The following is a 26127-nucleotide window of genomic DNA, read 5'->3' on the forward strand; positions in this document are numbered from 1 at the left end:
TTAAAATACTTTATAAGTTATATTCTTATAGATCAGCTTGTCATCAAGCGCTATGGTCTTTAGCACGTCACTGATGCGGGATGCGCTGTCTCCGTTGCCGTATGGGTTTCTGATCGCTTTAACTTCGGCCCTGTATTTTTCATCAAAAACAGATTTTTTGATGGCTGCCGTTATTTCTTCGCGGTCATAACCGGTATAAATAACATTCCCCGCGCTGTACCGGTCCCTTTGCCGGCTGCCGATATTTACCACCGGCAGCCCGATAGAGGGAGCCTCGAGTATTCCCGAGCTGGAATTGCCGATCAGGCAGGAAGCGTATCTCAGTAAATTAATATAATTAACCCGGTCAAGGTTCTTAAACAGGTGAAATACATCAGGATATTTAGTGGCATATGCATTAATATTCTCAATGATCGCAAAGTTCCCGGCATCGGAGTTCGGGTAATTGACGAAGCATTTCAACCCGGAGGCAATGACCGCTTCCAGCGTTTCTTTTATCTGATCTCCCGCGTTTTCCACTTCAGTGATAATGGGGTGCTGGATCAGAACGATATATGGTTCGTCCTGGATGTTAAACTCAATTAATGGCTGAACCGCCTTTTTTTCCATCCGGGGGCAGTGAATAAACTTATCCAGGGCGGGGTTGCCTGTGTTAAAAATACGGTATTCGTCTTCACCCAGCATCTTCAATACCTGCGCATGTTGCTCCAGGAAAGTAAAATGAATATGAGCGAACTTAGTCGCTGCATACCGCACTGAATTGTCGATGTTCCCGTCATTGGCGATGTCTCCTCCTGCCAGGTGCGCCACCGGGATGCTCAGGTAGGCTGCAGTCAGCGAAACCGAAATAGCTTCTTCACGATCTCCTACTACCACTATAATATCCGGTTTTTCACGATTAAATGTATGCGCCAGGGCGGTTACCTGGCTGCCCAGGCCGGCAATCCGGCCCACCTTGTCTTCCGTACTTAAGAGATTATATATCCTATCTGCTATTTTAAATCCGTCCCGCTCAATATTCCTTACGGTCTTACCGAACGTTTCACTAAGGTGCGCGCCGGTGACAACGAGCTGCAGGTCTATTTCGCCGCTGTCTTGCAATTGTTCCAGGACAGGATGCATAATATCATACTCTGATCTGGCGCCGGTGACAAAAAATATTTTCCTTTTTTTCATACGCTAGTTAATAAACATCTGAGTCTCCCAGTTGTATCCACCAGTTCCGGTCAATATCAAGGCCGGGCATTGCAAATGAGCGGATGCCAAAATAAGTGAGCGGCAAGGCATTGTTGAACCCGATCTTTTCAAAGAACAGATGGCGCTCATCTTTAAGGGGCATCCAGATATTGAACTGATTGAATTTTTCCGCAGGGAATTCAGCGGCCAGGTGTTGTAATACGCTTTTGGTAAGCCTTTCATCTTTTGCTACACACCAGTCTATAATATCCAGCTGGGCGCCGCCCGGTACAGAGAATTGTTTCACTACCACAAACCCGTCGGCGCCATCATTTATATCATAAACGATATATTTATTGACCGGATTGAGGAAGTACCTCCATGTAAGGTATTCCTTATCTTTCCGGACCTTTACCGGGCAGTCGGCGAAAATTGCGGCATGCGCCTGTTCGTGCATTTCCGTAAAGGCTGTTATCTTCCGGATGTTGGCGGCTGTCTTTGGCGCAATGCCAGATGTTGTACAGCTTAACATCGGCAGCAAGGCAATATCTTTCCAGTCAAGATTTTTAATAAAACCCCGGTGAGAGTTGACATTGGGGAAGCCCCATACAGCGGCCATGCCTTGTTCTCCCTGCATCTCTTTGTATAAAGCTTCAGACAGCTGCTGGAAAATCCCCAATCCCGCAAATGCAGGATGCGTCATGGTGGTCATGGACAAACCAGTCAGTACCGGTTCATCATTGATATCAAGCATTACGGGCGATACGGCATAATGCCCTACGAGCTGTTCCTCATGCCACATAAGTTTGATACTGGTAATCTTCCTGGGATTATCCAGGAATCTCCATTTCCAATAGGACGGTGCCATGGGTTTTCCAAACGCATGATCAAAAAGCGCTATAATTGCAGCCTCATCGTTGGGTTTGTAATTCTCGATATTCATGTAACCTTATTTTAGAGGATAATGAGATCATCTTCATCAAAATCCTTGACAGCCTGCCTGCCCAGCACCAAATCCCAATCCATCGGGCTTATGCCGGTTCCAGGGCGCTTAACAGTAAGGTTCTGTTCTGAAAAAGATTCGCCTTTATTGATACGCCTGGCAGCCACGATACTCTTACGTGCTACCTGTTTGTTTTTCATTTCTGTTTCGGTAGGTTCCTTAATACCGTTGCCAAGTGCTCTCTCCACGTTCCTGATAGCAGTTACCATGGCCTTCAGCTCAACAGGATCAAGCGAGGCGGCATGGTCGGGTCCTTCCATGGCCTTGTCCAGCGTAAAATGTTTCTCAATCAGCGAAGCTCCCAAAGCTACTGCAGCCACCGGCACCTCTATACCAACCGTATGATCTGAGTATCCCACCGTGATATCAAATTCCCGCTGTAGCTGGAGCATTGCCTTCAGGTTAACATTTTCTATCGGGGAAGGATATTCACTGGTGCAATGCAGTACAATAATGTTTTCCCGGGGCGTACCTTCTTTATACAATACGTTTAGGGCATCGTTTACTTCCTCTATGGTAGACATGCCGGTAGACAGGATCAGCTTTTCGAAGCTTCCTGCCATCTTCCGGAGATAGGGGAGGTTAGTGATCTCACCTGAAGGAATTTTTCCCAATGTCATACCAATCGATTTCAGCAGATCGATGCTGTCAAAATCGAATGGTGTGGACAGGAAGTCGATCCCTTTTTGTTTGCAGTATGCCTGGAGCTGGTAATGGTCATCCGGTGAAAGTTCCAGTTTTTCCAGCATTTTCAGTTGGCCATCATCGTTGCCGGTATCTTTTTTCAGCTGGTAATCTGCCTTACGGGCATGTTTACTGGCGATGTTCTTTGCCTTGAATGTCTGGAACTTAACATAATCCGCCCCGGCTTCGCCTGCGGCATCAATTAATGCTTTTGCAAGTGCTATGCTTCCGTTGTGGTTAACGCCCGCTTCCGCTATTATGATCGTTTTTTGCATCGCCATCAGTCAATTTTTACATATGGTATACCAACATAGGTGCCTGGCACCTTAATATCTTTGTGTATGAGGGTCGCCGACCCCACAACCGTGTTACCGGTTATTTCCACACCCTGGTTAATCACACTCCTGCTGCCGATAAAAACGGCGTCGCCCGTTTTCGCCCGGCCGTTTAAAATAGCCCCGGTGGAAATATGGCAATGGTTACCTACTTTGGCCTCATGCTCAATAACGGCGCCGGTATTAATGATTGCGTTATAACCAATCGCGGCACCGGCATTAACATATGCCCCATGCATTATAATACTTCCTTCCTGCACATCAGCATGCCGCGACAGATAAGCCAGTGGCGAAACAACAGTGGCAATCCGTGCATTCACTGCCTTCAGCTGTTGCCATATATTCATCCGTATGTTTGCCGACCTTATCTGGCCAACCGCAATCAGGAAATAGAACCCCTGAGCCGCTAACTTTGCTATATCGCTATCCTGCCCGATTACGGGGTATTTCAACACATGCTGATGAAGCATTGCGGGCTGATCAATAATCCCTTCGATCGAGAAGACTCCTTCTTTCTCAATTACATCTATGCAGGAAACCGCATGCCCGCCTCCTCCAATCAAAATTAAGGCTTTGCCCATTAACCGTTTTTTCTGTCATTAATGAAGAAAGTATACTAGAACTGCACAATGCCTGCCCCCCAGGAATAGCCAACTCCAAACCCGGCAAGCAGAACTTTCATTCCGGGTTTTATTTTCTGTTGTTCCATGGCATCCTTCAATGCGATTGGAATAGTGGATGATACGGTATTCCCGTAATCTGCCATATGAACAAAGAACTGTTCTTCCGGTATCGCCAGTTTCCGCCTGAGATGATCCAGCATATACTGGTTCGCCTGGTGAAAAATAAACAGGTCGATATCCTGCATACCCAGATTGTTTTTCTCTAACACCTGATCGATCATGGCCGGCACCGAGCGGAGCGTAAAAGCAAATATCTCGGCCCCGTTCATATACAACGCTCCTTCTGCAGGACCGGCGTTGTTGTGTGGAAGATCGGGATAACGCATGCCGCCGCCTTTTACGATCAGGTTTTCCGCGCCATTGCCATCGGTTCCATATACGAAGCTCAAAAGCCGGCCTCCTTTATTCGTATTGTCAATGAATGTTGCGGAAGCAGCATCCCCGAAGATCGTTCTTACACTCCTGTCATCTTTTTGCAGGTGTTTACTGTAGGTCTCCGAAGTGAGCAGCAGGACATTTTCAACCTCTCCGCTTGCAATCAGCCCTTTGGCCAGGCTTAAACCATATACATAACCGGAACAGCCGAGGTTAAAATCCAATGCGCCGGCAGTTACAGGTATACCCAGGGCGTGCTGAACAATGCAGGCGGTAGTAGGCAGAAAGTAATCCGGGCTTTGAGTGCATAACAGAATGAACTTTATTTCTTCCGGACTGATACCGTTTTCCTGAAACAGTTTGTTAGCCGCTTTTATAGCCATTGTAGACGCAAACTCATCTTCTGCTGCTATCTTCCGCTGCCTGATCCCTGTTTTTGAAACGATCTTTTCTGCTGACCAATCGGGGAACATCTCATGAAGGTCTTCATTGGTAAGCACCTCCTCCGGCAGATAATATGATATTGCATTAATTGATGCCATACAGTAATTATTATGCTATTGTTAAACCTCCATCTATCACAAGAGAAGTACCGGTTACCCATTTACTGGCATCAGATAACAGGTATATAGCGCCATATGCCACATCTTCCGGATCACCATACTCTCCCATGGGATACTTCAATTTATCAGCTTTAATATTTTCTTCCGACACGGTCCGCATCATTTCATAATACATCTCCGTTTTGATCATACCTGGTACCAAGGTGTTAAACCTGATGTTTTTGGCTGCATATTCCAGCGCCATTACTTTACAGACGCTGTTAAGGGCCGCCTTCGACCCTGCATATGCCCCAAATCCTTTCACTGCGGTATACGTGCCGTTTACTGATGACAGAAATACTATCGAGGCGCCCGGCTGGATCTTTTTCAGGCTGAAAAGCTCCCTGGTCAAATTGACCGGGGCAATGTAATTGATCTTCGTGATCTCTGTAAGGTCATTTAAATCTAACGCCTTTAACGGGGCTAACTTTAAAAGTCCCGCAGAATGCACTACGCCGTTCAGCGGCGGCAATTCCCCGAGAATTCGGCGTAATGCAGAGGCATCAGTGATGTCTGCCGGGATAACCATATGACCGCTGCCTGCCAGCAGGCTTAACACGGCCTGAAGCCTTTCCGCGTTTCTCGCCAGCAGGATGACTTTTGCGCCCATTAACGAGGCGGAAACAGCTATTTGTTTTCCTATGCCGGAAGAAGCCCCGATAACAAGGATCACTTTGTTTTCTAAACTGAAGGGCGACTTCTCCATAGACGTTACCTGTATTACTTATTTCGGATATTATTATAGAGATCTGCTATCGTGTTGGAATTTAAGATGTCGTCCCCGGAGATCTGCCTTTTCATTTCGTGATCTACCATGGCGATCACCGCCAGGCTGCTCATGGAATCCCATTCACTGAGCTCTCTGAAACGGGTATCGGCAGTCAATGTACCAGGTTCCAGGTCATCCAGCTGTTCTTCAAATTTTTTAACGAATTCTTGTAACTCCATTATTTTTTCAGTTTATTTTTTCTTACACTACTTGGAATATTTACTACCCGCTCCTCCAGCCACAGCGCGTTCGTAAGATCGCCAGTCATACAGTGACTGTACATGGGCAACTTATTCATCAGTCTCCATATCGGGCGCGTCATTACTTTACCGGCATTGCTGGTTTCCAGGAAATCCAGCTGCGCTGCTTTGTCTTTAAAGATCAGCGTGTTCAGCCAGTAATTTGCTTTTGTCCCTTCTTTTTCTTCAAAAAATACTATATCTGATTTTTCGAAGAAAGATTTATAAATATGAGCCAGGTTCCGTTTGTTTTCCAGGAATTCACCCAGTTGCTCCAGTTGAGCACAAGCCAGGGCTGCATTTAAATTTGGCATACGGTAATTAAACGCAACATCGTCATGTACAAATTCCCAGGCGTGAGGCACTTTGGCCGTAGTGGACAAATGTTTTGCCCGTTGAGCGATGGCCTTATTGTTTGTCACGATCGCGCCGCCTCCGCCACAGGTCACGGTCTTATTCCCGTTAAAACTGAATACGCCTATTTCACCCAAAATACCGGTATGACTGTCGCCGATATAACTGCCCAGTGATTCTGCGGCATCTTCCACCACCACAATATTATACTTCCTGCAGAGGTTGACGATGTCCTTTATCTCCAACGGAAAACCGAAAGTGTGCATAGGCAGGCATGCGGCTATTCTTCTGCCTGATATTCTATTAATGCATTCTCCTTTATCGCTGACAATGCAATTCGTTTCAAGGAATTGCTCCAGGGCAAGAGGGGACATCCCCATGGTATTCCTGTCTACATCCACAAAAACCGGTACTCCTCCGGCATGAGAGATTGCATTGGCTGTGGCCACAAAGGTCAGTGGTTGCGTGATAACCTCTTCTCCGTGTTTAACGCCTGCCAATACTAACGCCAGGTGCAACGCGGTGGTTCCGTTCACGGTTGCAATAGCAAACTCCGCGCCGGTTATCTCAGTCATCATCTCTTCAAAACGGTTCACATAAGAACCTACGGAAGAAACAAAAGTGGAATCGATGGTATCTAAAACGTATTTCTTCTCATTCCGGCCAAAATACGGAGCGTGTAATGGAATAAACGCTTCATTTTCACCGAATGTTCCCCTTATGAAATCAACTATCTTCTTAGCCTCCATGGTTCGGTCTTATATATTGTATATGTTAGCCTTATAATTCTTAAGGTTCTCTTCTTTCCTAAACCATTCGATCGTTTCCCTCAATCCGTCTTCGAGGCTATAAAGCTGCCGCCAGTCAGTATATTTACTTATCTTCTCCCTGGAGCCGAATAATCGGAAAACCTCACTTTTTGTCGGCCTGAGGCGGTCGTTTTCCTGGACGATCTTTGCCGTAGGGTCAATGATCTGGATCAGCTGGTTTGCCAGATCGCCGACACTGATCTCACTTTGCGTAGCAATATTACAGTCCTGGCCTGTCAGTTCATCCGCCTTTGCAATGGCAACAAAACCATTTACAGTATCTTTAACGTACAGGAGATCCCTTGTGGGAGTGGTATCTCCCAGGCTTATTTCCTTTTTTCCGTTGAGCAGCTGAGTAATAATAGTCGGAATTACCGCACGAGCAGACTGCCTGGGACCAAACGTATTAAAAGGCCTCACAATCGTTACCGGCAAATTGAAGCTCCGGTAAAAAGATTCGGCAATACAATCCGCGCCGATCTTGGATGCTGAATACGGAGATTGTGGTTGCCGCTCATGTTTTTCATCGATCGGCACATACAATGCCGTACCATACACTTCGGAGGTCGATGTCACCAGCACTTTCTGAATATTCAGATCCCTGGCGGCCTGCAATACATTCAGCGTTCCTTTAATATTCGTATCTATATACGAATCCGGGGAATGATAACTGAAAGGAATTGCAATCAATGCTGCCAGGTGAAATACCACATCCACACCCGTCATAGCGGTTCTTACTCCATTAGGGTCGCGTATATCTCCGGAGAATATTTCTATCGTTGACAATACAGATTCCGGAAAACTGTCCAGCCAGCCCCAGCTATTAAATGAGTTATAATAAACAAAAGCCTTTACATCGCAACCTTCTTCTATCAGCCTCTCCACAAGATGGCTTCCGATAAATCCATCCGCACCCGTAATCAAAACCTTCTTTCCCTTTAATTCCATTTTGTTATATATATTAATTATACTTAAAATTAAACTGCGAAAATAAATACTACGTAATTAGGTATGGCTTACTCCGGTGCAAATATATGAACCTTTATATATTTAGGGAATTTTAGCCATGAGGGCTGAAGGATTGGTTACTCTCTGTATCTGAATATCTTGTGTATATTTGCTTTTCCTTAAGGCACAGTTTTTGCCATTTGTAAACCAAATAAATCCTGAATGAAGCAATTTCCTTGGATAACCGCCATGCTTTTTCTCACAATCCAATCCCAAGCCCAGCAAAAGCTGCCAGTTATTACCCCTTACCACTCGCAGAATATCAGAGAACTTTATCTCGATTCCACCAATCATCATACAGCTCTCAAAACCATACTCCACGAAGATACCAGCGCAATGTACACACAACCGGACAGCAGCCGCCGCAGCTGGTTTCACCGGAAACTTTTTAAAGAACATCTTTTTGAATTCAGGGAACCGGATTTCAATGTTTTCATAGATTTTTTGCCGGATTTCCAGGTTGGAAGAAGCAACCAGGATAAAACCCTCTGGCTGAACACCCGCGGCGCCACTGTGTTTGGCAATATCGGTGACAAATTTTACTTCGAATCGTCTTTTTATGAAAACCAGGGTGTATTTCCGGTTTACCTGGACAGCTTTGTGACACGGAGAAGGGTAATTCCCGGGCAGGGGCAGATCAAATACAATGATGTTATAGGAAAGGCTTACGACTTCTCCTATGTAAATGCCCTTATTTCATACAAACCCAGTAAATATCTAAACTTTACGCTCGGCTACGGCAACAATAGTTCCTATGGAGACGGCTACCGTTCCATGATCCTGTCCGATATCGGCTTTAGCTATCCATATATAAAGATCACTGCCACGCTCGGCCAGTTCCAGTACACTTCCATGTGGGCACAGTTTATGGATATGTCAAACCAATCATTTAACCAGGCATATGAAGACCTCGGGTATAATAAAAAATGGGGGGTATTCCATTTTCTTGACTGGAATGCAACCAAAAAACTGACCATTGGCGTATTCGATGCCGTGATCTGGCCGGATACCGACACTGCCGGCCATAAGAGAGGATTTGACTGGACCTATCTTAACCCGGTAATATTTCTGCGCCCGGCAGAATATTCCGCCGGCTCCTCAGACAATGCCATGATAGGAATGAATATCAAGTATAAATTGTTTCCAAAACTGACAGCCTACGGCCAGTTGGTACTGGATGAATTTAAATTAAAGGAATTTTTTGGCGGTGAAGGATGGTGGGGAAATAAATGGTCCACCCAGCTTGGATTCCGTTCTTTCGACCTATTCCGTGTAAAGAAGCTTGACCTGCAAGGTGAATTGAACGTGTCCCGTCCTTATACATATTCATTCAGGAACGGGCAGGGCAATTACGCCCACTACAATCAGCCCCTTGCCCATCCAATGGGCGCCAACTTCGTGGAAGCCCTTGGCATTGCATCCTGGTCAGTTAAAAGATGGTACCTCCGTGGCCAGTTTTCTTATGCGCAATACGGGTTGGACTATAATAAATATGTAAGCAACGGACAGGACATCTTTAAGTCGTATGTCAACAGAACCGGAGATTATAATATTAAAATGCTCCAGGGATTGAAAACAGATTTTATGTATGGCCAGGGCACTATTGCATATGTATTGAACCCAAAATACAATCTCCGTCTTGAAGCATCTGTTGCAGGGCGACAGGAAAAAAATAGCCAATACACTCATAAAGAACTTATGTTTTCCTTTGGTTTGCGCAGCACCTTCCGGCAATTATATTATGATTATTAATCATAAATACCACTATCCGTCCATGTTTTAGAATGTCAGCAGTATAAAATACAACGAAAGGAAGATACCGGGATTTAAAAAAATCACCGTAATTAGTATCATACCTTTTAACAAGCTGTGACATGAAGATCATTTTGCTAAACGCCCTGTGCATGGCCATTCTGTTTCTCACCTGTCTTTCGGTGGCCTGGGCAATGAAAAAATTTGGTAAATCAAACTAGAAATTAGGGGGAACAACTAATTCACAATCCCGTTCAGCTGAGCGGGATTTTTTTTTACATTTGTCGCAGATCAGCTTCTGACATTCCGAAGATCAAAGAACTGATCCAAATAAGGCAATAACTATAAAAACACAAACGCCCCCCGGATCTCCGGGAGGCGTTTTTATCTTTTTAAACCAGGGGGAACCAAACAAAAGATACTTAACTGATGGATAAAGGCCGTGCAAATGGGGCAAATCACATGGAATGAAATAACCTCCCGGCTCTCAGCACGATTCTCCTGCACAGGAAAGCACACACGCAATATCTCAATTACGTCAGTTTCTTTGTCAATAAATTCAATGATTATTGGATAAGGTTCTCATATTCCCCGGGTAGTTCATAGCTCTTACTGGTGTAACATTTTCCTTTATGAATATACGAAATAAATACTGAAAAAAATCAATTTTAACAAAACAGGTTACCTTCGCACCATGCATTATGTTACAGTGGAAGGGCTTGCCAAATCGTACGGCATCACCCCCCTTTTTGAGAATATCTCCTTTCATATAGAAGAAGGCGACAAGATCGCCCTGGTGGCCCTCAATGGCACCGGCAAATCCACCCTCCTGAAAATACTCTGCGGTAAAGAAACCGCGGACGCCGGTAAGGTCTGGATCCATAAAGACGTTACGGTTGTTATGCTGGAGCAATCCTCCAATTTCAAAGAACACCAGTCCGTGCTCGAAAACATCTTTGACCACGACCACCCCATCCTCAACGCCATCAAGGAATACGAGCACCTGACCGATAATGACGCCGAACCTGACGCCGCCGCCCTCACCGCCGCCATCGCCAAAATGGATGAGCTCAACGCCTGGCACTTCGACAGCAAAGTGAAACAGATCCTCGGCAAACTCAATATCCATCACCTGGACCAGCCCGTGGGCACCCTCTCCGGCGGCCAGCAGAAACGTGTTGCCCTGGCTAAAGTACTGATAGACATTGGTTTTGAGCATAAGCACACCCTCCTGATCATGGACGAACCTACCAACCACCTGGACGTCAGCATGATCGAATGGCTGGAAAATTACCTGGACCAGGAGAACGTGACCCTGCTGCTCGTTACCCACGACCGCTATTTCCTGGACAGCGTGTGCAACGAGATCATGGAGCTGGATAACTCGCAGCTCTACATCTATAAAGGCGATTACGAGAACTACCTCGAAAAAAAGGCTGCCCGGGAAGAGTCTGACCGGTCCAGCACCGAAAAGGCCCGCAACCTCTACCGCAAAGAGCTGGAATGGATGCGCAAGCAGCCCAAGGCCCGCACGACCAAATCCAAATCCCGGCAAGATGCTTTTTATGACGTAAAAGAACGTGCCGCCAAACGCATTGAGCAGCAGCAGCTGGAGCTGAACGTGAAAATGACCCGCCTGGGCGGCAAGATCCTGGAACTCAAAAAAGTATACAAAGCCTACGGAGAGCTCCAGATCCTAAAAGGCTTCGATTATACCTTCAAAAAAGGCGAGCGCGTGGGTGTAGTGGGTAAGAACGGCGTAGGTAAATCCACCTTCCTGAACATGCTCATGGGCACCGAAGCGGCCGATTCCGGGAAGATCAACGTGGGCGATACCGTCGTGTTCGGCAACTATTCCCAGCAGGGCCTGGTCGTGAAAGAAGACATGCGGGTGATCGAATTCGTGAAGAACATCGCAGAGAACTTCCCCCTGGCAGACGGCACTAAAGTGAGCGCCGCCCAGTTCCTGCAGCTTTTCCTGTTCGGCCCCGAAAAACAATACACTTACATTTCCAAACTCAGCGGCGGGGAAAAACGCAGGCTCCACCTGCTGTCTATCCTCTTCCGCAACCCGAACTTCCTTATACTGGACGAACCTACCAACGACCTGGACCTGCCTACCCTCAGCATTCTCGAAGAATTCCTGCAAAACTACCAGGGCTGCATCGTGATCGTGAGCCACGACAGGTATTTCATGGACAAACTGGTAGATCACCTCTTCGTATTCGAGGGGGGCGGCGAAGTGCGCGACTTCCCGGGCAACTACACCCAATACCGCGAATGGGAAAAAGACCAGGAAAAACTAAAGGCCCTGCCCGAGCCTGCCGCCCCGAAGCCCACGGAAACAGCCGCTCCTGCAGCCGCCAAAGGCCGTAAAATGTCTTTCAAGGAGAAAAGGGAAATGGAGCTGCTGGAGAAGGAAATTGAGGCCCTGGAAGACGAAAAAAAGCGGCTCAACGAACAGCTCGCTGCCGGCGCCCTACCGTACGACCAGCTCGAGAAAGCCTCCAGCCGCATCGGCGAGGTCATGGAGCTGCTGGACGAAAAAGGCATGCGCTGGCTGGAACTCAGCGAGCTTTCAGCATAAGCAGCATCTATCCACTACTAAGAACAATAAGAAAAGCTTTTTTAGTAAAGATTTTTTTAAGTATTATTTTTGCCGCGGATTAAAAATCATTCATATATACATGAAAAAAGCATTAATCACAGGGATTACCGGCCAGGACGGCGCCTATCTCAGCGAATTCCTGCTGAAACAGGGATATGAAGTACATGGTATCAAACGCCGCAGTTCCTTATTTAATACGGACAGGATCGACCACCTTTATCAAGACCCCCATGAGCAACATGTAAGGTTTAAACTGCATTACGGTGACCTGTCAGACTCCACAAACCTCATCCGCATTATACAGGAAGTTCAACCCGATGAAATCTATAACCTGGGTGCCATGAGTCATGTGCAGGTGAGTTTCGAAGCCCCCGAATACACCGCAGATGTAGACGGCATCGGCACCCTTCGTATACTGGAAGCTGTCCGCCTGCTGGGCCTCGCTCAAAAAACCAGGATATACCAGGCTTCCACTTCAGAATTATACGGATTGGTACAGGAAGTACCCCAATCAGAAAAAACGCCGTTCTACCCCCGCTCGCCCTACGCTGTAGCCAAAATGTACGCATTCTGGATCACTGTAAATTACCGGGAAGCTTACAATATGTTCGCCAGCAACGGCATCCTTTTCAATCACGAAAGCCCGTTGCGCGGTGAAACTTTTGTGACCCGAAAGATCACACGCGGCGTAGCCAAGATCGCTCTTGGCCTGCAGGATAAGTTATACATGGGCAACCTCGATGCAAAACGCGATTGGGGCCATGCCAAAGATTACGTAAAAGCTATGTGGCTTATACTCCAGCAGGATAAAGCTGAAGACTATGTAATCGCCACTGGCATCACCAATACGGTACGTGAGTTCATCCGCCTCAGCTTTGCCGAAGTAGGAGTAGAGCTGCAGTTTGAAGGCGAAGGCATCAACGAAAAGGCGATTGTCGCCAAAAGCTCCAACCCGGAATTTCCCATTCCCGCAGGCAAGGAAGTAGTGGCGATAGACCCGCGGTATTTCAGACCCACTGAAGTAGACCTCCTCATCGGTGATCCGGCCAAAGCTCAGACGCAGCTTAACTGGAAGCCCGAGTATGATCTTTTCACACTCGTAAAAGAAATGGTAGCGGCAGACGTGGAACTGTTCCGCCGCGAAAAGCTGCTGAAAGATGCAGGATATAAAGTGTTAAATCAGTTTGAATAATTGACATTATGCAGGTACAGGACAGGATATATATCGCCGGGCATCGCGGCATGGTAGGCTCAGCCATTAAAAGAAGACTGGAGAAAGAAGGGTTCACCCACTTCATCACCCGCACCTCATCGGAGCTGGACCTCCGCAACCAGGCTGCCGTGGAAGCTTTTTTCAAAGAAGAAAAACCGGACCACGTATTTCTCGCCGCAGCCAAAGTGGGCGGCATTGTAGCGAATAACACCTACCGCGCAGAGTTCATCTACGACAACCTGATGATCCAGAACAACGTGATCCACCAGGCGTATGTGAACGGCGTGAAAAAGCTGATGTTCCTCGGTTCTTCCTGCATCTATCCCAAACTGGCGCCGCAGCCGCTCAAAGAAGAATACCTTCTCACCGGCCCGCTGGAACCCACCAACGAACCATACGCCATTGCCAAGATAGCCGGCATCAAGCTGTGCGACGCCTACCGCAGCCAATACGGCGCGGACTTTATTTCCGTAATGCCCACCAACCTCTACGGCCCCAACGACAACTACGACCTGCAAACCTCGCACGTGCTGCCCGCCCTGCTGCGGAAGTTCCACGAGGCCAAAATAAACAAGACCCCGGAAGTGACCATCTGGGGCTCCGGCACGCCGCTCCGCGAATTCCTGCATGCAGACGATATGGCGGACGCATGCTTTTTCCTTATGCAGCGCTACAACGAACCCGGCCCGATCAACATCGGTGTAGGGGAAGACATCAGCATTGCAGACCTCGCCCGCCTTATCCAAAAGATCACAGGCTACGAAGGCAAACTTACTTTCGACGCTTCCAAGCCTGACGGCACACCCCGCAAACTGATGGACGTGAGCAAGCTGACCAGCCTGGGCTGGAAGGCGGCCATCCCGCTGGAAGAAGGGATCAGGAAGGTGTACGAAGAAAAATTCCTGTAACAGTCCATTACAGATAAAGCTAACTGCCCGGCGCCCCCATGCGGCCGGGTTTTTCATTCCTCGGAATTTCCCCTTTTGATCCGTTTTTTATAGTAGATTTAAATGATAAACCTTGACCTTACTATATGAACCAAAATCAACGCTTTCTCTCCCTCGATGTGTTCCGCGGGCTCACGGTGGCTTGTATGATCCTGGTGAATACGCCCGGCAGCTGGACCTATGTATACGCGCCCCTGCGGCATGCCAAATGGGACGGCTGTACGCCGACCGATCTTGTATTCCCTTTCTTCCTCTTTGCCGTGGGCAACGCCATGAGCTTTGCCATGAAGAAGTTCAGCACCATGAGCAATGCGCAGGTGCTGGGAAAGATCTTCAAACGCACTGCGCTCATTTTTGTGATCGGCCTGCTGCTGAACCTGTTCCCATTCGTGAAGTACGATAGCGATGGCAACATGGTGATGAAAGGTCTTGATACCCTTCGCATACTGGGTGTACTGCAGCGCATTGCGCTCTGCTATGGCATTGGCGCGCTGCTGATCCATTACCTGAAGCCGAAGGGCGCCTTTATTGCCACCTGCGTGCTGCTGCTGGGTTACTGGGCGGTGCTGTGGTTCTTCGGCGGCAGCGATCCCTACAGTCTTGAAGGGCATATCGGGCTGCAGGTAGATAAGGCCATTCTCGGCGAAAAACATATGTACCACGGCGAAGGCATTGCCTTTGACCCTGAAGGCCTGCTCAGCACTTTGCCTGCCGTCGGCAACGTGGTGTCCGGCTACCTGGTGGGCCGCTTTGTGCAGCAAAACCGCCAGAGCCGCAACATGCTGCTGAGGCTGGTACTGGCCGGTTCGGTCATGGTGGCGGCAGCGCTGCTTTGGAACGAAGTGTTCCCCATCAATAAAAAGATCTGGACCAGCTCTTACGTACTGTACACGGTAGGCATTGCCACCCTGCTCCTGTCAATTTTCATCTGGCTGATCGAGCTGAAAGGCCTGCGCGCAGGCACTTATTTCTTTGAAGTGTTCGGCAAGAACCCGCTGTTCATTTATGTGATGAGCGGGGTGATCGTAAAACTGTATTTCCTTTTCCGCATAGGCGCTGAAAAAGAAAACCTGTACAGCTGGATATATACGCATGTGTTCCAGCCTGTTTTCGGGGACTATCCCGGCTCTTTGCTGTTCGGTCTATTCCATGTGCTGATCCTCTGGCTGCTGGGCTGGTGGATGGACAGGCGGAAGATCTATATACGGGTGTAGATGGTGAAAGATATGCTGAAGGCCATTCTTTATGAATGGCCTTTTTTTGTGATGATCAGTGTCTATTGGAAAGTATGAACAGGGATAAACCGGTTGTCTTATTCAGTTTGTTCATTTTCTTTGAAGGTGTTAACACCGGAATACTCATTCAAAAAAAGCCGGCATTCACATGCCGGCTTTCCTTATAAAAATTAAGATCAATCTTCCGCAGGCCCACCGTCCGCCATCCGCACGATCTTCGGATGGAACGTACCGATCACGTCCACCAGCGTGGTTTGCGCAGCCATCACATCCGCGATGTTCTTGTAAGCGCCGGGCGCTTCGTCGAGGCCGCCGCCGATCAGGTGTACCTGGTGATCAGCCAGTATCTTCGTCAGTTCGTGACGGGTGAAGCTCTGGGTGGCCTTGCTCCGGCTCATCTGCCGCCCTGCGCCGTGTGAAGCGGAATCCAGGGAAGCGGCTTCGCCGCGGCCGCGGACAATATAGCCCGGTGCGGTCATGGAGCCGGGAATAACCCCTAAAACTCCTTTTCCCGCGGGTGTAGCGCCTTTCCGGTGCACGATCAGCTCCTCCCCGTTATGGATCTCTTTCCACGCAAAGTTGTGATGGTTTTCCACCCTTGCCAGCAACGTGGCGCCCACAGCCCTGATCAACCGGCGGTGGATCTGGTGATGGCAGGCGGACGCATAATCGCCCGCAAGGTTCATCGCCGTCCAGTATTCCTGACCTTCTTCCGTATCCAGGTCCAGCCAGGCGAGATGCTGCACTTCCCGCGGCAGCTGGCAGATCTCACGCGCCAGCTTGGTATAGTGCCCCGCGATCTGCGCGCCCAGGCCACGGGAGCCGGAGTGCGACAGCAAACCCAGGTAGGTGCCGGGTTCCAGCCCGAACTCATTGGCCGCATCAGCGATCTCCACCAGGCCCCATTCCACGAAGTGGTTGCCGGAACCGGATGTGCTCAGCTGCGCCGCGGCTTTGGCATGCAGGTGCTTCAGCAGCCCGATTTCGCCAAAGGCCAGGTGTTCCAGCACTTCATCGTCGATCCGCGGCTTCCATTCTGCTCCCGCGCCGAAAACGGTACCGGCTTTCAGCTCCCTTTTGAATACTGAAGCCTGTTTTTCCAGCTGCAGGGGCGGAATATCCAGGATGCTCAAACACATCCTGCAACCAATGTCCACGCCCACGCCGTAAGGGATCACCGCGTTTTTCACCGCCAGCACCCCGCCGATGGGCAGGCCGTAGCCCTGGTGCGCATCCGGCATCAGGGCGCCGGCGGCTGTTACAGGCAGCCTCATGGCATAATCCATTTGCCGGATAGCGCCATCGTCTATGAACTGCCGGCCATATACCTGGTAAGGCATGGCTTGAGGATTGATGGCGATCTCGGTGGATTCTTCCACGATCAGCTTATCCGCGATCTTCGAAAGCTGTTCTTCTTCCCTGAAGGAAACCGGCGCTTCCAGCACCTGCCGGAGCAGGTCCAGTGCGGCTTCCTGTGTATAATGTTTGTAATGTTGTTCCATTACGGTAATGGCGACGCTGATCACCGGCCCCTCAGGGTAACCGATGTTCCGCAAATCTTTCCCCCGTAATTTTAGCTTTGCCATGCTGTTAAGATTAAGATTGCAGTGCAGCCCGGAAACCGATCTGCACTTTTGTTACTTCAAATGTTCTTTCGTGCTGATTGGTGATCTCAGCAATGCTCATCGGCCGGCTGATCACGGTATCGAAGCCCAGGTGAGTGCTCAGCCGCTGTGCCTTTTGCACAGACAGCTCTTTGAACTCATATTGGGCGATCAGCCTGCCTTTGCGCAACAATGCGCTGTCTATTTTAGAGAGGGCACTGTTAAAGGTACAGATAACCTGTACGTTCAAACAGTCTGCCAATAATCCGTCGGACAGGTTGAGCAGGTTGGAAACGGAGGAATTTTCCGTCTGCCCCCTGTCTGCCAGGATATTCTCTGCGTCTTCGATCACGAGTACGCTGTTGGGGTAACTCATCAGCAATTCAATGAATGAAGGGCCGGTTATTTCCTGTGCCACGGTAGGCGGAAGAAAAAGCACGCGCTTCTTCAGCTTGCCTGTGAGGTGGCGCAGGTAGGTGGTCTTGCCCGTACCGGGCTTTCCGTGCAGCAACACCAGGCCCTTATCCTTACTGGTGTTGAGGCGTTTGAGGATGAGCCTGTCAATGTCCCCGAAATCGGATTCATAATACAGGCCCAGGTCCAGCTTCGTCCGTTTGATCTCCATGCTGCGCAGGGCCATGCTTCCGCGTTCCTGCACTACAAGGTTGATCTCATGTGCTTTCCGTTTCTGCCTTTGCCGGAAAACTTTCATGTTCTCCGTCAGCTCTTCCACCAGCGCCAGGTCATTTTCCCCGTGCAGCATCTCCACGAAGTTCTCGCCAAAGACGAGGATCACCGGCGCGTCTTTCAGGATGACGATGATACGGTCGTATTCAAACTTTTTACCGGAACGGTCGTAGTCGCGGTAGGCATAGATATCCTCGATCCATGCGGCGCGGTTCTCTTTCATCCAGCCAAAAGCCTTCCTGAAATCCAGCTGGTAGATGGAGCTTACGCTCGGTATCTTCCGGTAGGTTTGCAGGTAGAGGGCATGTGCGTCTATGTAATAATCGTCGCACAGGTTGGCGTGCGTCACGATCTTTTGTAATTCTTTTTCCATAGTGTGGAATTTTCAGGCGTCCAGTGAACGGATCCATTCAAGAGTGTTCTTTGGCGCCTCGTTCTTTAATTGCATTTGTTGCCGGGTAGGCTGCACAAATCTCCTCCTGCGCCCCTGCAGGCGCCTGAGCGTGTTGCGGGAATCGTTGTATCTGAAATGATTCTCTATCCACGCTTCACGCCTTTCCAGCTCAATGCTTTGCAGCCGGACCTGGGTGATCATGTTCGGCATTACCTTCGGCACAAACCGCCATTTATCGCGGAAGACGTATTTGTAGCACAAGCGCCCGTTTGTTTCAAAACGCTGTTCCAGGTCGAATTCCTTTTGTTCCTTTTCGCTGAACCTGCATTGGTCCCAATGCCAGGTCCAGAGTTCGGGCAGCCGGAGTTCCTTTACCACTTTCACTTTCCGGCCTTTCACCCTTTTGGTGACCATAAATTTCCGGTCGTGATGGTATTCCGTAACATTGATCTTGTCCAGTATCCCCTGGTAGAAAGCGACCTTTGCGCTGGCAGCCACGTCGGCGCGCAACACGAAGGTCCGTTTCCAGCCCCGTTGTAGAGGAGGGTCCAGGGGTACATAACCCATATTATGTTGGAGTGTGGAGATCTGGTGCAGTTCCCGTTCAAGTTTCAGCAGTTGTTTCTCCCGGTCTTCCCGCAGCGCGCGTTTTTTTGCCCGCGGGGACCGTATGCGCAAGGATAGCCAATAGTCCTTTTCCTGCGCCGTTGTCATATAATCCATCATACCTGATGTTGTAGTGAGCGGATAGCACCGCCAGGCGGTGGTTTCTGTCCTGTTGGTATGCGGATGTCAAATTCTTTTTCATTGTTGGCATATTTAAAATAAGAGATAAAAAAAGCTCTCCCGCAGGGCGGGAGAGCCGGGTTGACTCTTTACCTCTTGCGTAATCAAAAATTTATATCGCCACGGCGCTGTCTTCGTATTGTTCCTTCAATTCCCTCATTTGCGCCAGGTGGCGTTCTATGTGCCGGGTAAGGAAGAAGATATATTGGTATATATCCAGTTTCCCCAGGTTATTGACGGTCATCTCGGTCTTTACCAGCCTGCCTTCGCCGTTTTTCAGCAGGCTCAGGTTATACATCCCCTGTGCAAACTGTTGCTTCAGGATGGACCTTACTTCATCCAGGTTCCTTTTGCCGGTTGGCTCCAGGTGCGCAGGGTTCACCCATCCGAATGATTTGCTGCTCACGATCTCTATCTGCCGGAATTTTTCTTCGTAATCGTGCGGCGGCATGATGATAAGTCCGTCCAGCTTACGTTCCAGCGCCCTGCGGGTACTTTTATTAATAGTGAGTAACAAAAAATAATTGGTAAGGCTGATATGCTCCAGTACTTCACGGATGCTCCACTGATCCCTGCCGGGTTTAAAATGAAGCAGTACGTTATCTTCTTTGAACCATTGGTCCAGTTCCCGGAAATTGTTTACCAGGGCTTCTTTTACAAATTGTACTACGTTTCTCATCGCTCTGTGTTTTGGGGCAATCACTTTTACATAAAAGCCATTACCTAGGTTATATAGATGTTCGGTTTGTTTTCATTTTCCTTGTTCTTTTATAAGCCCTTCCGGTTTATACAAAGATGTCAGGTTCATTCTTTTTCCATACCGCATTAAAAAAGCCCGGTCTGCTTTGCGTAGCGGACCGGGCTATATTCCTGATTTTAAACGTTCTTTTCGTTTACATCAAAACATACCTTCTCCGCCGGGACCGTACCTTATAGCACTCCCCTGACGCTTTTGCCATGCATCGCTCTACAGACACTGTAATTATCAAATCTTTATTCATCAGCACCATAAAGAAAGGGCCCCGCTTTGTCTGCGGGACCCTTCTGTTATATCTTTTGGATAACTTTTGTCTTGTTACTGCCAATTATAACCTGCCCGCATGAGCTCAACCGCCTGCTTTTGCATGCGCTTTGAGACCTTCATCTTATATGTACAATTGCGAGACACTGTTACTATTGTTTGTTTACGCAACAAAGGTAAATTTTATTTTTTTTCTTGCATAATTTTTCTCATTAAAAAATTGTTTCCGGCACATTTTTTTTTGATCACGCCTTCTTCAGCAGGATCTTCTGCTGCTGGAATGCTTCAGCCGCATCCACCATTTCCAGCACCTGTGGCCACTTTGCAGCCGGGGCGAAGGCATTTTTATAGACCTTCTTCACGGTCAGGGTCAGCTTGCCTTCGGCTTGTTTGGCGGTCACGATGAAGCTGCCGCATTCATTATCAATGTTCCTTTCCAGCTTGTCTGCCCCTTCCAGCGTGTACCCGGCAGGCACCAGGAATTCCAGGTTGTACTCGAACGAACGGGCGAAAGGCATATAAATATCCGCCTTCCGGTCGCGCTGCGACGGCTTGATGCTCATCTGCGGCCCTATCAGCCGGCCCGCATCGATAATATAATTACTGCCGGCCTTTTTAATATACCCGTTCATGGTAAACGCAGTATTGTAGGATATCTCCGGCTCATTATGCCGCAGGCCCATCTTCAGCACTTTGAACTTCTCCAGGTTCTCGGGCGTATTGTCAAACTGGTCCTTCACTTCTTCCAGGAACGATTCCCGCACGTCTTTCCTGGCCTTGTCGAAGGCATTGCGGTATTCGTCTGCCAGGGAGCGGTTCCTTTTGCTGTCTGCAAACTCTTCCATAAACGATTCTTTGATGCCCAGGGCTTTGCGTTCCGCATCATAATAATCTTCATAGAGCAGCAGCTTTTGCTGGAGAGGCAGCCTGAAATGCCCGCTGGCACTGGATGTGCGGTCTATCTTCAGTTGCTGCATGTCGCCGTCGCTGAAGCTGATCCGCATGTTCTCCACCTGGCGGTTTTGCCCAGGGGTGCTGTAAGGTATTTCCACGTTGCCCTTGATGCTTTCGTCGCGCGGGCCGCCGCTCACCAGCGGGGCCTTCTGGCCTTCAAACTCGCTGGGGATGTAATCGGTATTGGAAAAAATGCCTTCGGCGCTCATATATATGGGCTTTTTACCCACTGTCTTCAGCATCACCCGGAAGTCGTCGGTCTCAAACACCTCGTTCTGGCCCGGGCCGTAGCGGGGAGTAGCCAATACAAAATCCGCGTCGATGTCGTTCTTTACCAGCATGTAATTCACGTACCGCAGGAAGTTGCGCTCGCTGAGGCCGGCCCAGTTGCGGCGCTGGTCCACCACGATCTCATCCTGCGGGTTTACGCGGTAGAGGCCCATGTAGCGGATCAGGTAATAGATATAATGGGTCAGCTCCTCGTCGCTGGCGTTCTTATTTTCTTTTTTGAAACGTTTCACATTGTCCCATACCACGTCCAGGAAGGGCAGCGTGGCTTTGGAGGTCTGGTTGCGCATGAACACCAGTTCGGCCACGGCTTCGTCGCGGGTTTTGAGGGCGTTGGGATTGCTGTAAATAGTGCCTTCCTTGCGGCGGCCCAGCCCTTCTTTCCGGCCACCCACGCGCAGATGCAGGCGCACCATGGGTATCTGCCTGAAGGGGTTCATCCAGAGCTTCACCGGCTGGGGCGGCACGTTCTTCACGAGCAGGTCCAGCTGCAGCATATGGTCCGCGATCTTCTGTTTGAAGTTGGGGGCGCCGTTCATGCTGCGGTATTCGAGGGCGAACACTTCTTCCCAGGCGGATACATGCACGGAGTATTCCAGCACCGGCTCCTCATCTCCCAGCACGAACAGCTCTTCGGTATAAGCATTGGCGTGGTTGATAAACCTTTCTTCCCGCACGAAATACTCTATCATATCGCCCACCTGCAGGTCGGGAATGGCCAGCTTGCGGGTCTTGTGGCTCCGGCGGTTCACTTCTGTCACCACGGCCTCGTCTGAATATATTTCGCGGGTACCGCCGCCTTTTTTGAAGATGCGCGCGCCCATGTAGGTCACCTTGGTCATTTTATCGAAGGGCTCCAGCGGGTACCAGCTGCTCAGGGACTCATATTGTTTGAAGGAGAACTCGGAATACTCTTCCAGCGCGGCCTTATCGTTGATAGCCACCAGCACGCGGATGGAGCGGTGCAGCTCACGGTCCTTATCGGGCGTGGTCAGCTCGGTGTGTTTGGCCAGCACCACGGCGGATTCTTTGGCATACTCCGCTGGCACGGTGCGGTTCTTGAAACCGGCCTGCTTCCAGTTCCATATTTCTTCTTTTACTTCTGAAAGGCGTTTTTTGTATTTCACTTCAGCCTTTGCATCCCAGGCTTCCACTTTCCTGTCTTGCGCCATCATGCCTGTAATCAGCAGCAGCAGGCAGATCAGTATGGCGATATACGTTTTCATAGGTGGTTTATTTTTTGGTAAGGGTTATTTGTTCGAGGTAAGCCTGGCGGAGTTTTTTGATGTCGTTGTTCCAATCAGAAAACTCTTTTTTCTCCAGGTGCGTGTTCTTGATGGTGAGCTCTTTGCGGTAGATCACTTTGTCTGCCTGCTGCTCGTACCCGGCTTTGAAAGCGTATTTGGGGTGATCGATGCTGACGGCGGGAGGCAGGGACTTCACTTTGTAACCTGCCGGTATGGCCAATGTGGTTTCCTGTACCAGCTGGCGTTTGAAACTAAGCCAGAGGTCGTGCTCGCGCAGGGTGGTATCGATGCTGCCATCTTCCATTTCCTTGCGGAAATCCAGCTCTATGTATAATTCGTCGCCGAAGTTGTTTACGGCGTCTTTATGCTGAAGGTCATATTGAATGGTCATGTCTTTGCTCCAGTCGTGCAGGTCGGAGGTCTTAACGGCTGAAATGGCGTAGAGACGGTTTTCTTTGGTGAGGAATTCCTGCAGGGCTTCCTCGAGCTTGTCATTTTTGATCTGGTGCGCCTGCGTGAGGATGTATTCTGTGCATTCGCCGGTATAACGGTGGTCTACTGTGCCTACGAGGTTGCTGCCTTCCACGCGCAATGCTCTCTTTTCCACCTGGCGGTTCTGTTCGAAGGTGCGGGCGGGAACTTTGGAAAGGGTGTACTGGTCGCCGTTCTCGATCAGTACCTGCCTGCCCTGGATGCGTTCTGCGTATTGGTCGAAGCCGATGTAGGTTTCGGTGGCGTCCAGGAAATATTGTTTGCCTTTGAGATTGACGGCGCAGATCATGTGATTGTCTACAGACAATGTGGGCGTGGAATAATCGTATGCGATGTGCCGCGTGCCTATCCAGCATAGGCGTGCGTCGAGACCGAGGGACACGAGCATTTCCTTGGTGAGGTTGGCCATGCCTTTGCAGTCGCCGTATTTCTTTTGCAACACGTCCTGCGCTTTAGCGGGGCGAAAGCCCGCAATGCCGTCTTCAAACGCGATGTAGCGGATGTTTTCCTGTACCCAGGTGTAGACGGCTTTTATTTTTTCGAGGTCGTCGGTTTTGTTTTGGGTGATATTGAGCGCCGTGGCTTTGATGGCGGCGGGATCATTGCCGATCTCTTTCACCAGGCCGCGGTACCAGGCGTAGAGGTCGTTTACACTGCCAAAGTAGGTTACTTTACCGGCGGGCGTTTCAGCGGCATGGCTTACTACGAGCAGGTGCGGGTAAAGATAGCTGGGGCCGGGCGCATAGGGTTCCGATTTGGAAGGCTTAATGCCCTTGACTGTGTACGTATATACATCAGCATTATTCTTTTCGTCGAAGGTCTTGGACGACTTCACGCCTTTGCCTCCAAAGTTCATTTCTTTGATCTCCAACTTCATCCAGCGCGGCACCACGAGGGTCACTTCTTTTTGTTCCTGGAAAAATTCTTCCTGGAAAAAAACGGTGGTGAAATAGCGCGGGTCCAGCACGGTCTTTTCCAGTTCCACTCTGCTCTCGGTGCCTTTCTTTTCCAGCGGGAGCATAAAGCCACAGATGCGCGCATCAGAATAAAAAAAACCTTCAATGGAATGGTAGCCGTGTTCCACCTTCACTTTCATGCGGTCGCCGTTCACGTAGGCCTTCACTTCATCCACGCGGCTGTAGTCGTCGTAAAACTCTACGATGGGAATGGAACCGCGGTATTCGTCGCAGCGGTAAAAAGTAGTGAAGGTTTGTTTCACCCATACAGGGTTCTTTTCATCCCCTTTCACGAACTCGTAGCGTTCCTTCCTTTCACGGATGACTATATTCTTATTTTCTTCGAACGCGGTTGCGGTAAACCCTGCCTGCATATTTCTTCCGTCCGCTGTCTCACCGGTCTGCCCAGGGTTCTTTTCCATATCAGAAGATCCTGTGTTCTTTTGCACATCAGGAAATCCTGTTCGCAAATTTTTCCGTCTCACGATTCCACACGCACCCTCCAAATTCTCCGGAAGGCCAAATGATGCCGCACGCAAATCATTCGCCTTCCCGGAATTCCCCGGATCGCCCCAAAAAAAAGACCCAACGCGCTCTCCCTCAGCCTTTCCCAAAGGCCCGGCGCCCCCGGATGCCAGGGCTGACAGGGATAATCCGCAAAGTATTACGTTGAGACACAGGCAGTTACGACTGTATTGCATAGATGAATAGGTATAAGGAACATAAAGATACAAATATATCTTATATGTTACCTCCTCATGCCCATCTAAAAAATCTTTGCTTTTTTCCCGCTTTAAAATAATCTCAACTGGCTGTTCGGCCTTTGAAACAATTCGGTATTAAACTCGAACTTTTCCTGGTTCATACCCAAACGCTTGACCTGCAACCTGAACTGCTGGCGGATCAGCTCCGCGATGTTCCCTTCACCGCGCATCCTCCTCCCAAAATCACTGTCGTTCACCTTGCCGCCATGCATGCTTTCCACCATATGCCAGACCTTATCTGCCCTGTCCGGGAAATTCTTATATAACCAATCATTGAAAATGATCTTCACCGCATCGTTCAATCTCACCACCGTATACCCCGCGAACTTCGCCCCGTTTTCCGAAGCCTGCTCCAGCAGCCTCGGTATCTCGTGATCGTTCAGCCCGGGTATGATAGGCGCCGTCATCACCCCAACAGGGATGCCCAGCTCCGACAGTTCCCGCACCACTTTCAGCCGCTGCTGCCCTGTGGCCGTGCGCGGTTCCATCTTCTGCCGCAACTCTTCCTGCAAAGTGGTAAGCGATACATACACGCACACCAGGTTATGTTCCGCCATCTTCTGCAGGATGTATTTGTCCCGCAGTACAAGCGAGTTCTTGGTAATGATACCCACCGGCTGGCGGTATTCCCAGGCCACTTCCAGCAACTGCCGCGTCAGCCACATCTTCCTTTCCAGCGGCTGGTAACAATCCGTATTCCCCGAAAGGGAGATCGGTTTGGGCACCCAGTTCTTATTGTTGAGGAATTTTTTGAGCAGCTCCGGCGCATTGTTCTTGGCGACGATCTTCCTTTCAAAATCAAGCCCCGCGCTGAAACCCCAGTATTGATGGCTATTGCGCGCATAACAATAGATACAGCCATGCTCGCAGCCCTGGTAAGGATTCATGGAATACCACATACCCACATCGGGACTGTCCACCTTGTTCACAATATTCTTCGCATGTTCCTCGAAGATCTGTGTAGGGACATCCGCCTGCCACCATTCATCAATGCCCTCGGGATGCTCCTTGGCATACTCTTCGGCCAGGTACTTGTTCTTAGGATTGACCTGTGCGCCGCGACCTTTATAGTAAGGGTTTCCAGACGCGTTGTCGCTAAAAGGGAGCGTCATTTGCACTAATAATTTTAGTAAAAATACTAA

At 49.3% G+C, this 26127-nt stretch carries 21 protein-coding genes; 5 read left to right on the forward strand and 16 right to left on the reverse strand.

The window, feature by feature from the left end:
• The 9 genes from neuC to R3I13_RS04160 are packed head-to-tail and all read right to left on the reverse strand — an operon-like array spanning position 1 to position 7977.
• Positions 1-1176, reverse strand: coding sequence for a UDP-N-acetylglucosamine 2-epimerase (gene neuC / locus R3I13_RS04120; RefSeq protein ID WP_346316655.1), 1176 nt, complete (start codon positions 1174-1176; stop codon positions 1-3).
• Positions 1177-1183: 7 nt separating this feature from the next.
• Positions 1184-2119 (reverse strand): GNAT family N-acetyltransferase, encoded by a 936-nt coding sequence (locus R3I13_RS04125; RefSeq protein WP_346316656.1) that lies wholly within the window; start codon positions 2117-2119, stop codon positions 1184-1186.
• Positions 2120-2130: 11 nt separating this feature from the next.
• The gene (neuB, locus tag R3I13_RS04130) at positions 2131-3144 is read right to left on the reverse strand and encodes an N-acetylneuraminate synthase (RefSeq protein ID WP_346316657.1); all 1014 of its coding nucleotides are present in this window, start codon (positions 3142-3144) and stop codon (positions 2131-2133) included.
• A complete protein-coding gene (locus R3I13_RS04135) occupies positions 3144-3779 on the reverse strand; it encodes a NeuD/PglB/VioB family sugar acetyltransferase (RefSeq protein ID WP_346316658.1) in 636 nt (211 codons plus the stop codon). The genes neuB and R3I13_RS04135 overlap by 1 nt, the downstream gene beginning before the upstream one ends.
• A 35-nt stretch (positions 3780-3814) precedes the next feature.
• A complete protein-coding gene (locus tag R3I13_RS04140; protein WP_346316659.1) occupies positions 3815-4798 on the reverse strand; it encodes a ketoacyl-ACP synthase III in 984 nt (327 codons plus the stop codon).
• Positions 4799-4808: 10 nt separating this feature from the next.
• Positions 4809-5564 carry an SDR family oxidoreductase gene (locus R3I13_RS04145; protein WP_346316660.1) on the reverse strand — a complete coding sequence of 252 codons (756 nt, stop codon included), beginning with the start codon at positions 5562-5564 and terminating at the stop codon, positions 4809-4811.
• A 14-nt stretch (positions 5565-5578) separates the two neighbouring features.
• Positions 5579-5806, reverse strand: a complete 228-nt coding sequence (locus R3I13_RS04150) for a phosphopantetheine-binding protein (RefSeq protein WP_346316661.1) — start codon at positions 5804-5806, stop codon at positions 5579-5581.
• Positions 5806-6969, reverse strand: a complete 1164-nt coding sequence (locus R3I13_RS04155) for a LegC family aminotransferase (RefSeq protein WP_346316662.1) — start codon at positions 6967-6969, stop codon at positions 5806-5808. The genes R3I13_RS04150 and R3I13_RS04155 overlap by 1 nt, the downstream gene beginning before the upstream one ends.
• A 9-nt stretch (positions 6970-6978) precedes the next feature.
• Positions 6979-7977 carry an NAD-dependent 4,6-dehydratase LegB gene (locus R3I13_RS04160; RefSeq protein WP_346316663.1) on the reverse strand — a complete coding sequence of 333 codons (999 nt, stop codon included), beginning with the start codon at positions 7975-7977 and terminating at the stop codon, positions 6979-6981.
• Between the two features lie 222 nt (positions 7978-8199).
• Between R3I13_RS04160 and R3I13_RS04165 the strand changes: the two genes are divergently transcribed.
• From R3I13_RS04165 to R3I13_RS04185, 5 genes are all read left to right on the forward strand, one after another.
• Entirely contained in the window at positions 8200-9789 is a 1590-nt protein-coding gene (locus R3I13_RS04165; RefSeq protein WP_346316664.1) for a hypothetical protein, read from the forward strand.
• A 694-nt stretch (positions 9790-10483) separates the two neighbouring features.
• A complete protein-coding gene (locus R3I13_RS04170) occupies positions 10484-12376 on the forward strand; it encodes an ABC-F family ATP-binding cassette domain-containing protein (protein ID WP_346316665.1) in 1893 nt (630 codons plus the stop codon).
• A gap of 100 nt (positions 12377-12476) precedes the next feature.
• Positions 12477-13589, forward strand: coding sequence for a GDP-mannose 4,6-dehydratase (gene gmd / locus R3I13_RS04175; protein WP_346316666.1), 1113 nt, complete (start codon positions 12477-12479; stop codon positions 13587-13589).
• Positions 13590-13597: 8 nt separating this feature from the next.
• A complete protein-coding gene (locus R3I13_RS04180) occupies positions 13598-14518 on the forward strand; it encodes a GDP-L-fucose synthase (RefSeq protein ID WP_346316667.1) in 921 nt (306 codons plus the stop codon).
• A gap of 125 nt (positions 14519-14643) precedes the next feature.
• The gene (locus tag R3I13_RS04185) at positions 14644-15771 is read left to right on the forward strand and encodes a heparan-alpha-glucosaminide N-acetyltransferase domain-containing protein (RefSeq protein WP_346316668.1); all 1128 of its coding nucleotides are present in this window, start codon (positions 14644-14646) and stop codon (positions 15769-15771) included.
• 197 nt (positions 15772-15968) lie between these two features.
• On the opposite strand, the gene R3I13_RS04190 is transcribed toward R3I13_RS04185, so the two are convergent.
• From R3I13_RS04190 to R3I13_RS04220, 7 genes are all read right to left on the reverse strand, one after another.
• Positions 15969-17378: an RtcB family protein gene (locus R3I13_RS04190; protein ID WP_346316669.1), complete on the reverse strand. Its 1410-nt coding sequence runs from the start codon at positions 17376-17378 to the stop codon at positions 15969-15971.
• 10 nt (positions 17379-17388) lie between these two features.
• Entirely contained in the window at positions 17389-18456 is a 1068-nt protein-coding gene (locus tag R3I13_RS04195; protein WP_346316670.1) for an AAA family ATPase, read from the reverse strand.
• A gap of 12 nt (positions 18457-18468) precedes the next feature.
• On the reverse strand, positions 18469-19203 hold the full coding sequence (locus tag R3I13_RS04200) for a hypothetical protein (RefSeq protein ID WP_346316671.1): 735 nt from the start codon (positions 19201-19203) through the stop codon (positions 18469-18471).
• A gap of 172 nt (positions 19204-19375) precedes the next feature.
• Positions 19376-19942: a DinB family protein gene (locus tag R3I13_RS04205; RefSeq protein WP_346316672.1), complete on the reverse strand. Its 567-nt coding sequence runs from the start codon at positions 19940-19942 to the stop codon at positions 19376-19378.
• A gap of 587 nt (positions 19943-20529) precedes the next feature.
• Positions 20530-22752 (reverse strand): hypothetical protein, encoded by a 2223-nt coding sequence (locus R3I13_RS04210; RefSeq protein ID WP_346316673.1) that lies wholly within the window; start codon positions 22750-22752, stop codon positions 20530-20532.
• A gap of 7 nt (positions 22753-22759) precedes the next feature.
• Positions 22760-24643 carry a transglutaminase domain-containing protein gene (locus R3I13_RS04215; protein ID WP_346316674.1) on the reverse strand — a complete coding sequence of 628 codons (1884 nt, stop codon included), beginning with the start codon at positions 24641-24643 and terminating at the stop codon, positions 22760-22762.
• Between the two features lie 371 nt (positions 24644-25014).
• Positions 25015-26097, reverse strand: coding sequence for a PA0069 family radical SAM protein (locus R3I13_RS04220; protein WP_346316675.1), 1083 nt, complete (start codon positions 26095-26097; stop codon positions 25015-25017).
• Positions 26098-26127 lie beyond the last annotated feature (30 nt).

The organism is Chitinophaga sp. YIM B06452 (genome assembly GCF_039655965.1).
GTDB lineage: Bacteria > Bacteroidota > Bacteroidia > Chitinophagales > Chitinophagaceae > Chitinophaga.

Excerpts from the sequence above, each read along its gene's own strand:
- neuC (WP_346316655.1), bottom strand. The coding sequence starts at position 1,176 with ATGAAAAAAAGGAAAATATTTTTTGTCACCGGCGCCAGATCAGAGTAT.
- R3I13_RS04125 (WP_346316656.1), bottom strand. The coding sequence starts at position 2,119 with ATGAATATCGAGAATTACAAACCCAACGATGAGGCTGCAATTATAGCG.
- neuB (WP_346316657.1), bottom strand. The coding sequence starts at position 3,144 with ATGGCGATGCAAAAAACGATCATAATAGCGGAAGCGGGCGTTAACCAC.
- R3I13_RS04135 (WP_346316658.1), bottom strand. The coding sequence starts at position 3,779 with ATGGGCAAAGCCTTAATTTTGATTGGAGGAGGCGGGCATGCGGTTTCC.
- R3I13_RS04140 (WP_346316659.1), bottom strand. The coding sequence starts at position 4,798 with ATGGCATCAATTAATGCAATATCATATTATCTGCCGGAGGAGGTGCTT.
- R3I13_RS04145 (WP_346316660.1), bottom strand. The coding sequence starts at position 5,564 with ATGGAGAAGTCGCCCTTCAGTTTAGAAAACAAAGTGATCCTTGTTATC.
- R3I13_RS04150 (WP_346316661.1), bottom strand. The coding sequence starts at position 5,806 with ATGGAGTTACAAGAATTCGTTAAAAAATTTGAAGAACAGCTGGATGAC.
- R3I13_RS04155 (WP_346316662.1), bottom strand. The coding sequence starts at position 6,969 with ATGGAGGCTAAGAAGATAGTTGATTTCATAAGGGGAACATTCGGTGAA.
- R3I13_RS04160 (WP_346316663.1), bottom strand. The coding sequence starts at position 7,977 with ATGGAATTAAAGGGAAAGAAGGTTTTGATTACGGGTGCGGATGGATTT.
- R3I13_RS04165 (WP_346316664.1), top strand. The coding sequence starts at position 8,200 with ATGAAGCAATTTCCTTGGATAACCGCCATGCTTTTTCTCACAATCCAA.
- R3I13_RS04170 (WP_346316665.1), top strand. The coding sequence starts at position 10,484 with ATGCATTATGTTACAGTGGAAGGGCTTGCCAAATCGTACGGCATCACC.
- gmd (WP_346316666.1), top strand. The coding sequence starts at position 12,477 with ATGAAAAAAGCATTAATCACAGGGATTACCGGCCAGGACGGCGCCTAT.
- R3I13_RS04180 (WP_346316667.1), top strand. The coding sequence starts at position 13,598 with ATGCAGGTACAGGACAGGATATATATCGCCGGGCATCGCGGCATGGTA.
- R3I13_RS04185 (WP_346316668.1), top strand. The coding sequence starts at position 14,644 with ATGAACCAAAATCAACGCTTTCTCTCCCTCGATGTGTTCCGCGGGCTC.
- R3I13_RS04190 (WP_346316669.1), bottom strand. The coding sequence starts at position 17,378 with ATGGCAAAGCTAAAATTACGGGGGAAAGATTTGCGGAACATCGGTTAC.
- R3I13_RS04195 (WP_346316670.1), bottom strand. The coding sequence starts at position 18,456 with ATGGAAAAAGAATTACAAAAGATCGTGACGCACGCCAACCTGTGCGAC.
- R3I13_RS04200 (WP_346316671.1), bottom strand. The coding sequence starts at position 19,203 with ATGATGGATTATATGACAACGGCGCAGGAAAAGGACTATTGGCTATCC.
- R3I13_RS04205 (WP_346316672.1), bottom strand. The coding sequence starts at position 19,942 with ATGAGAAACGTAGTACAATTTGTAAAAGAAGCCCTGGTAAACAATTTC.
- R3I13_RS04210 (WP_346316673.1), bottom strand. The coding sequence starts at position 22,752 with ATGAAAACGTATATCGCCATACTGATCTGCCTGCTGCTGCTGATTACA.
- R3I13_RS04215 (WP_346316674.1), bottom strand. The coding sequence starts at position 24,643 with ATGGAAAAGAACCCTGGGCAGACCGGTGAGACAGCGGACGGAAGAAAT.
- R3I13_RS04220 (WP_346316675.1), bottom strand. The coding sequence starts at position 26,097 with ATGACGCTCCCTTTTAGCGACAACGCGTCTGGAAACCCTTACTATAAA.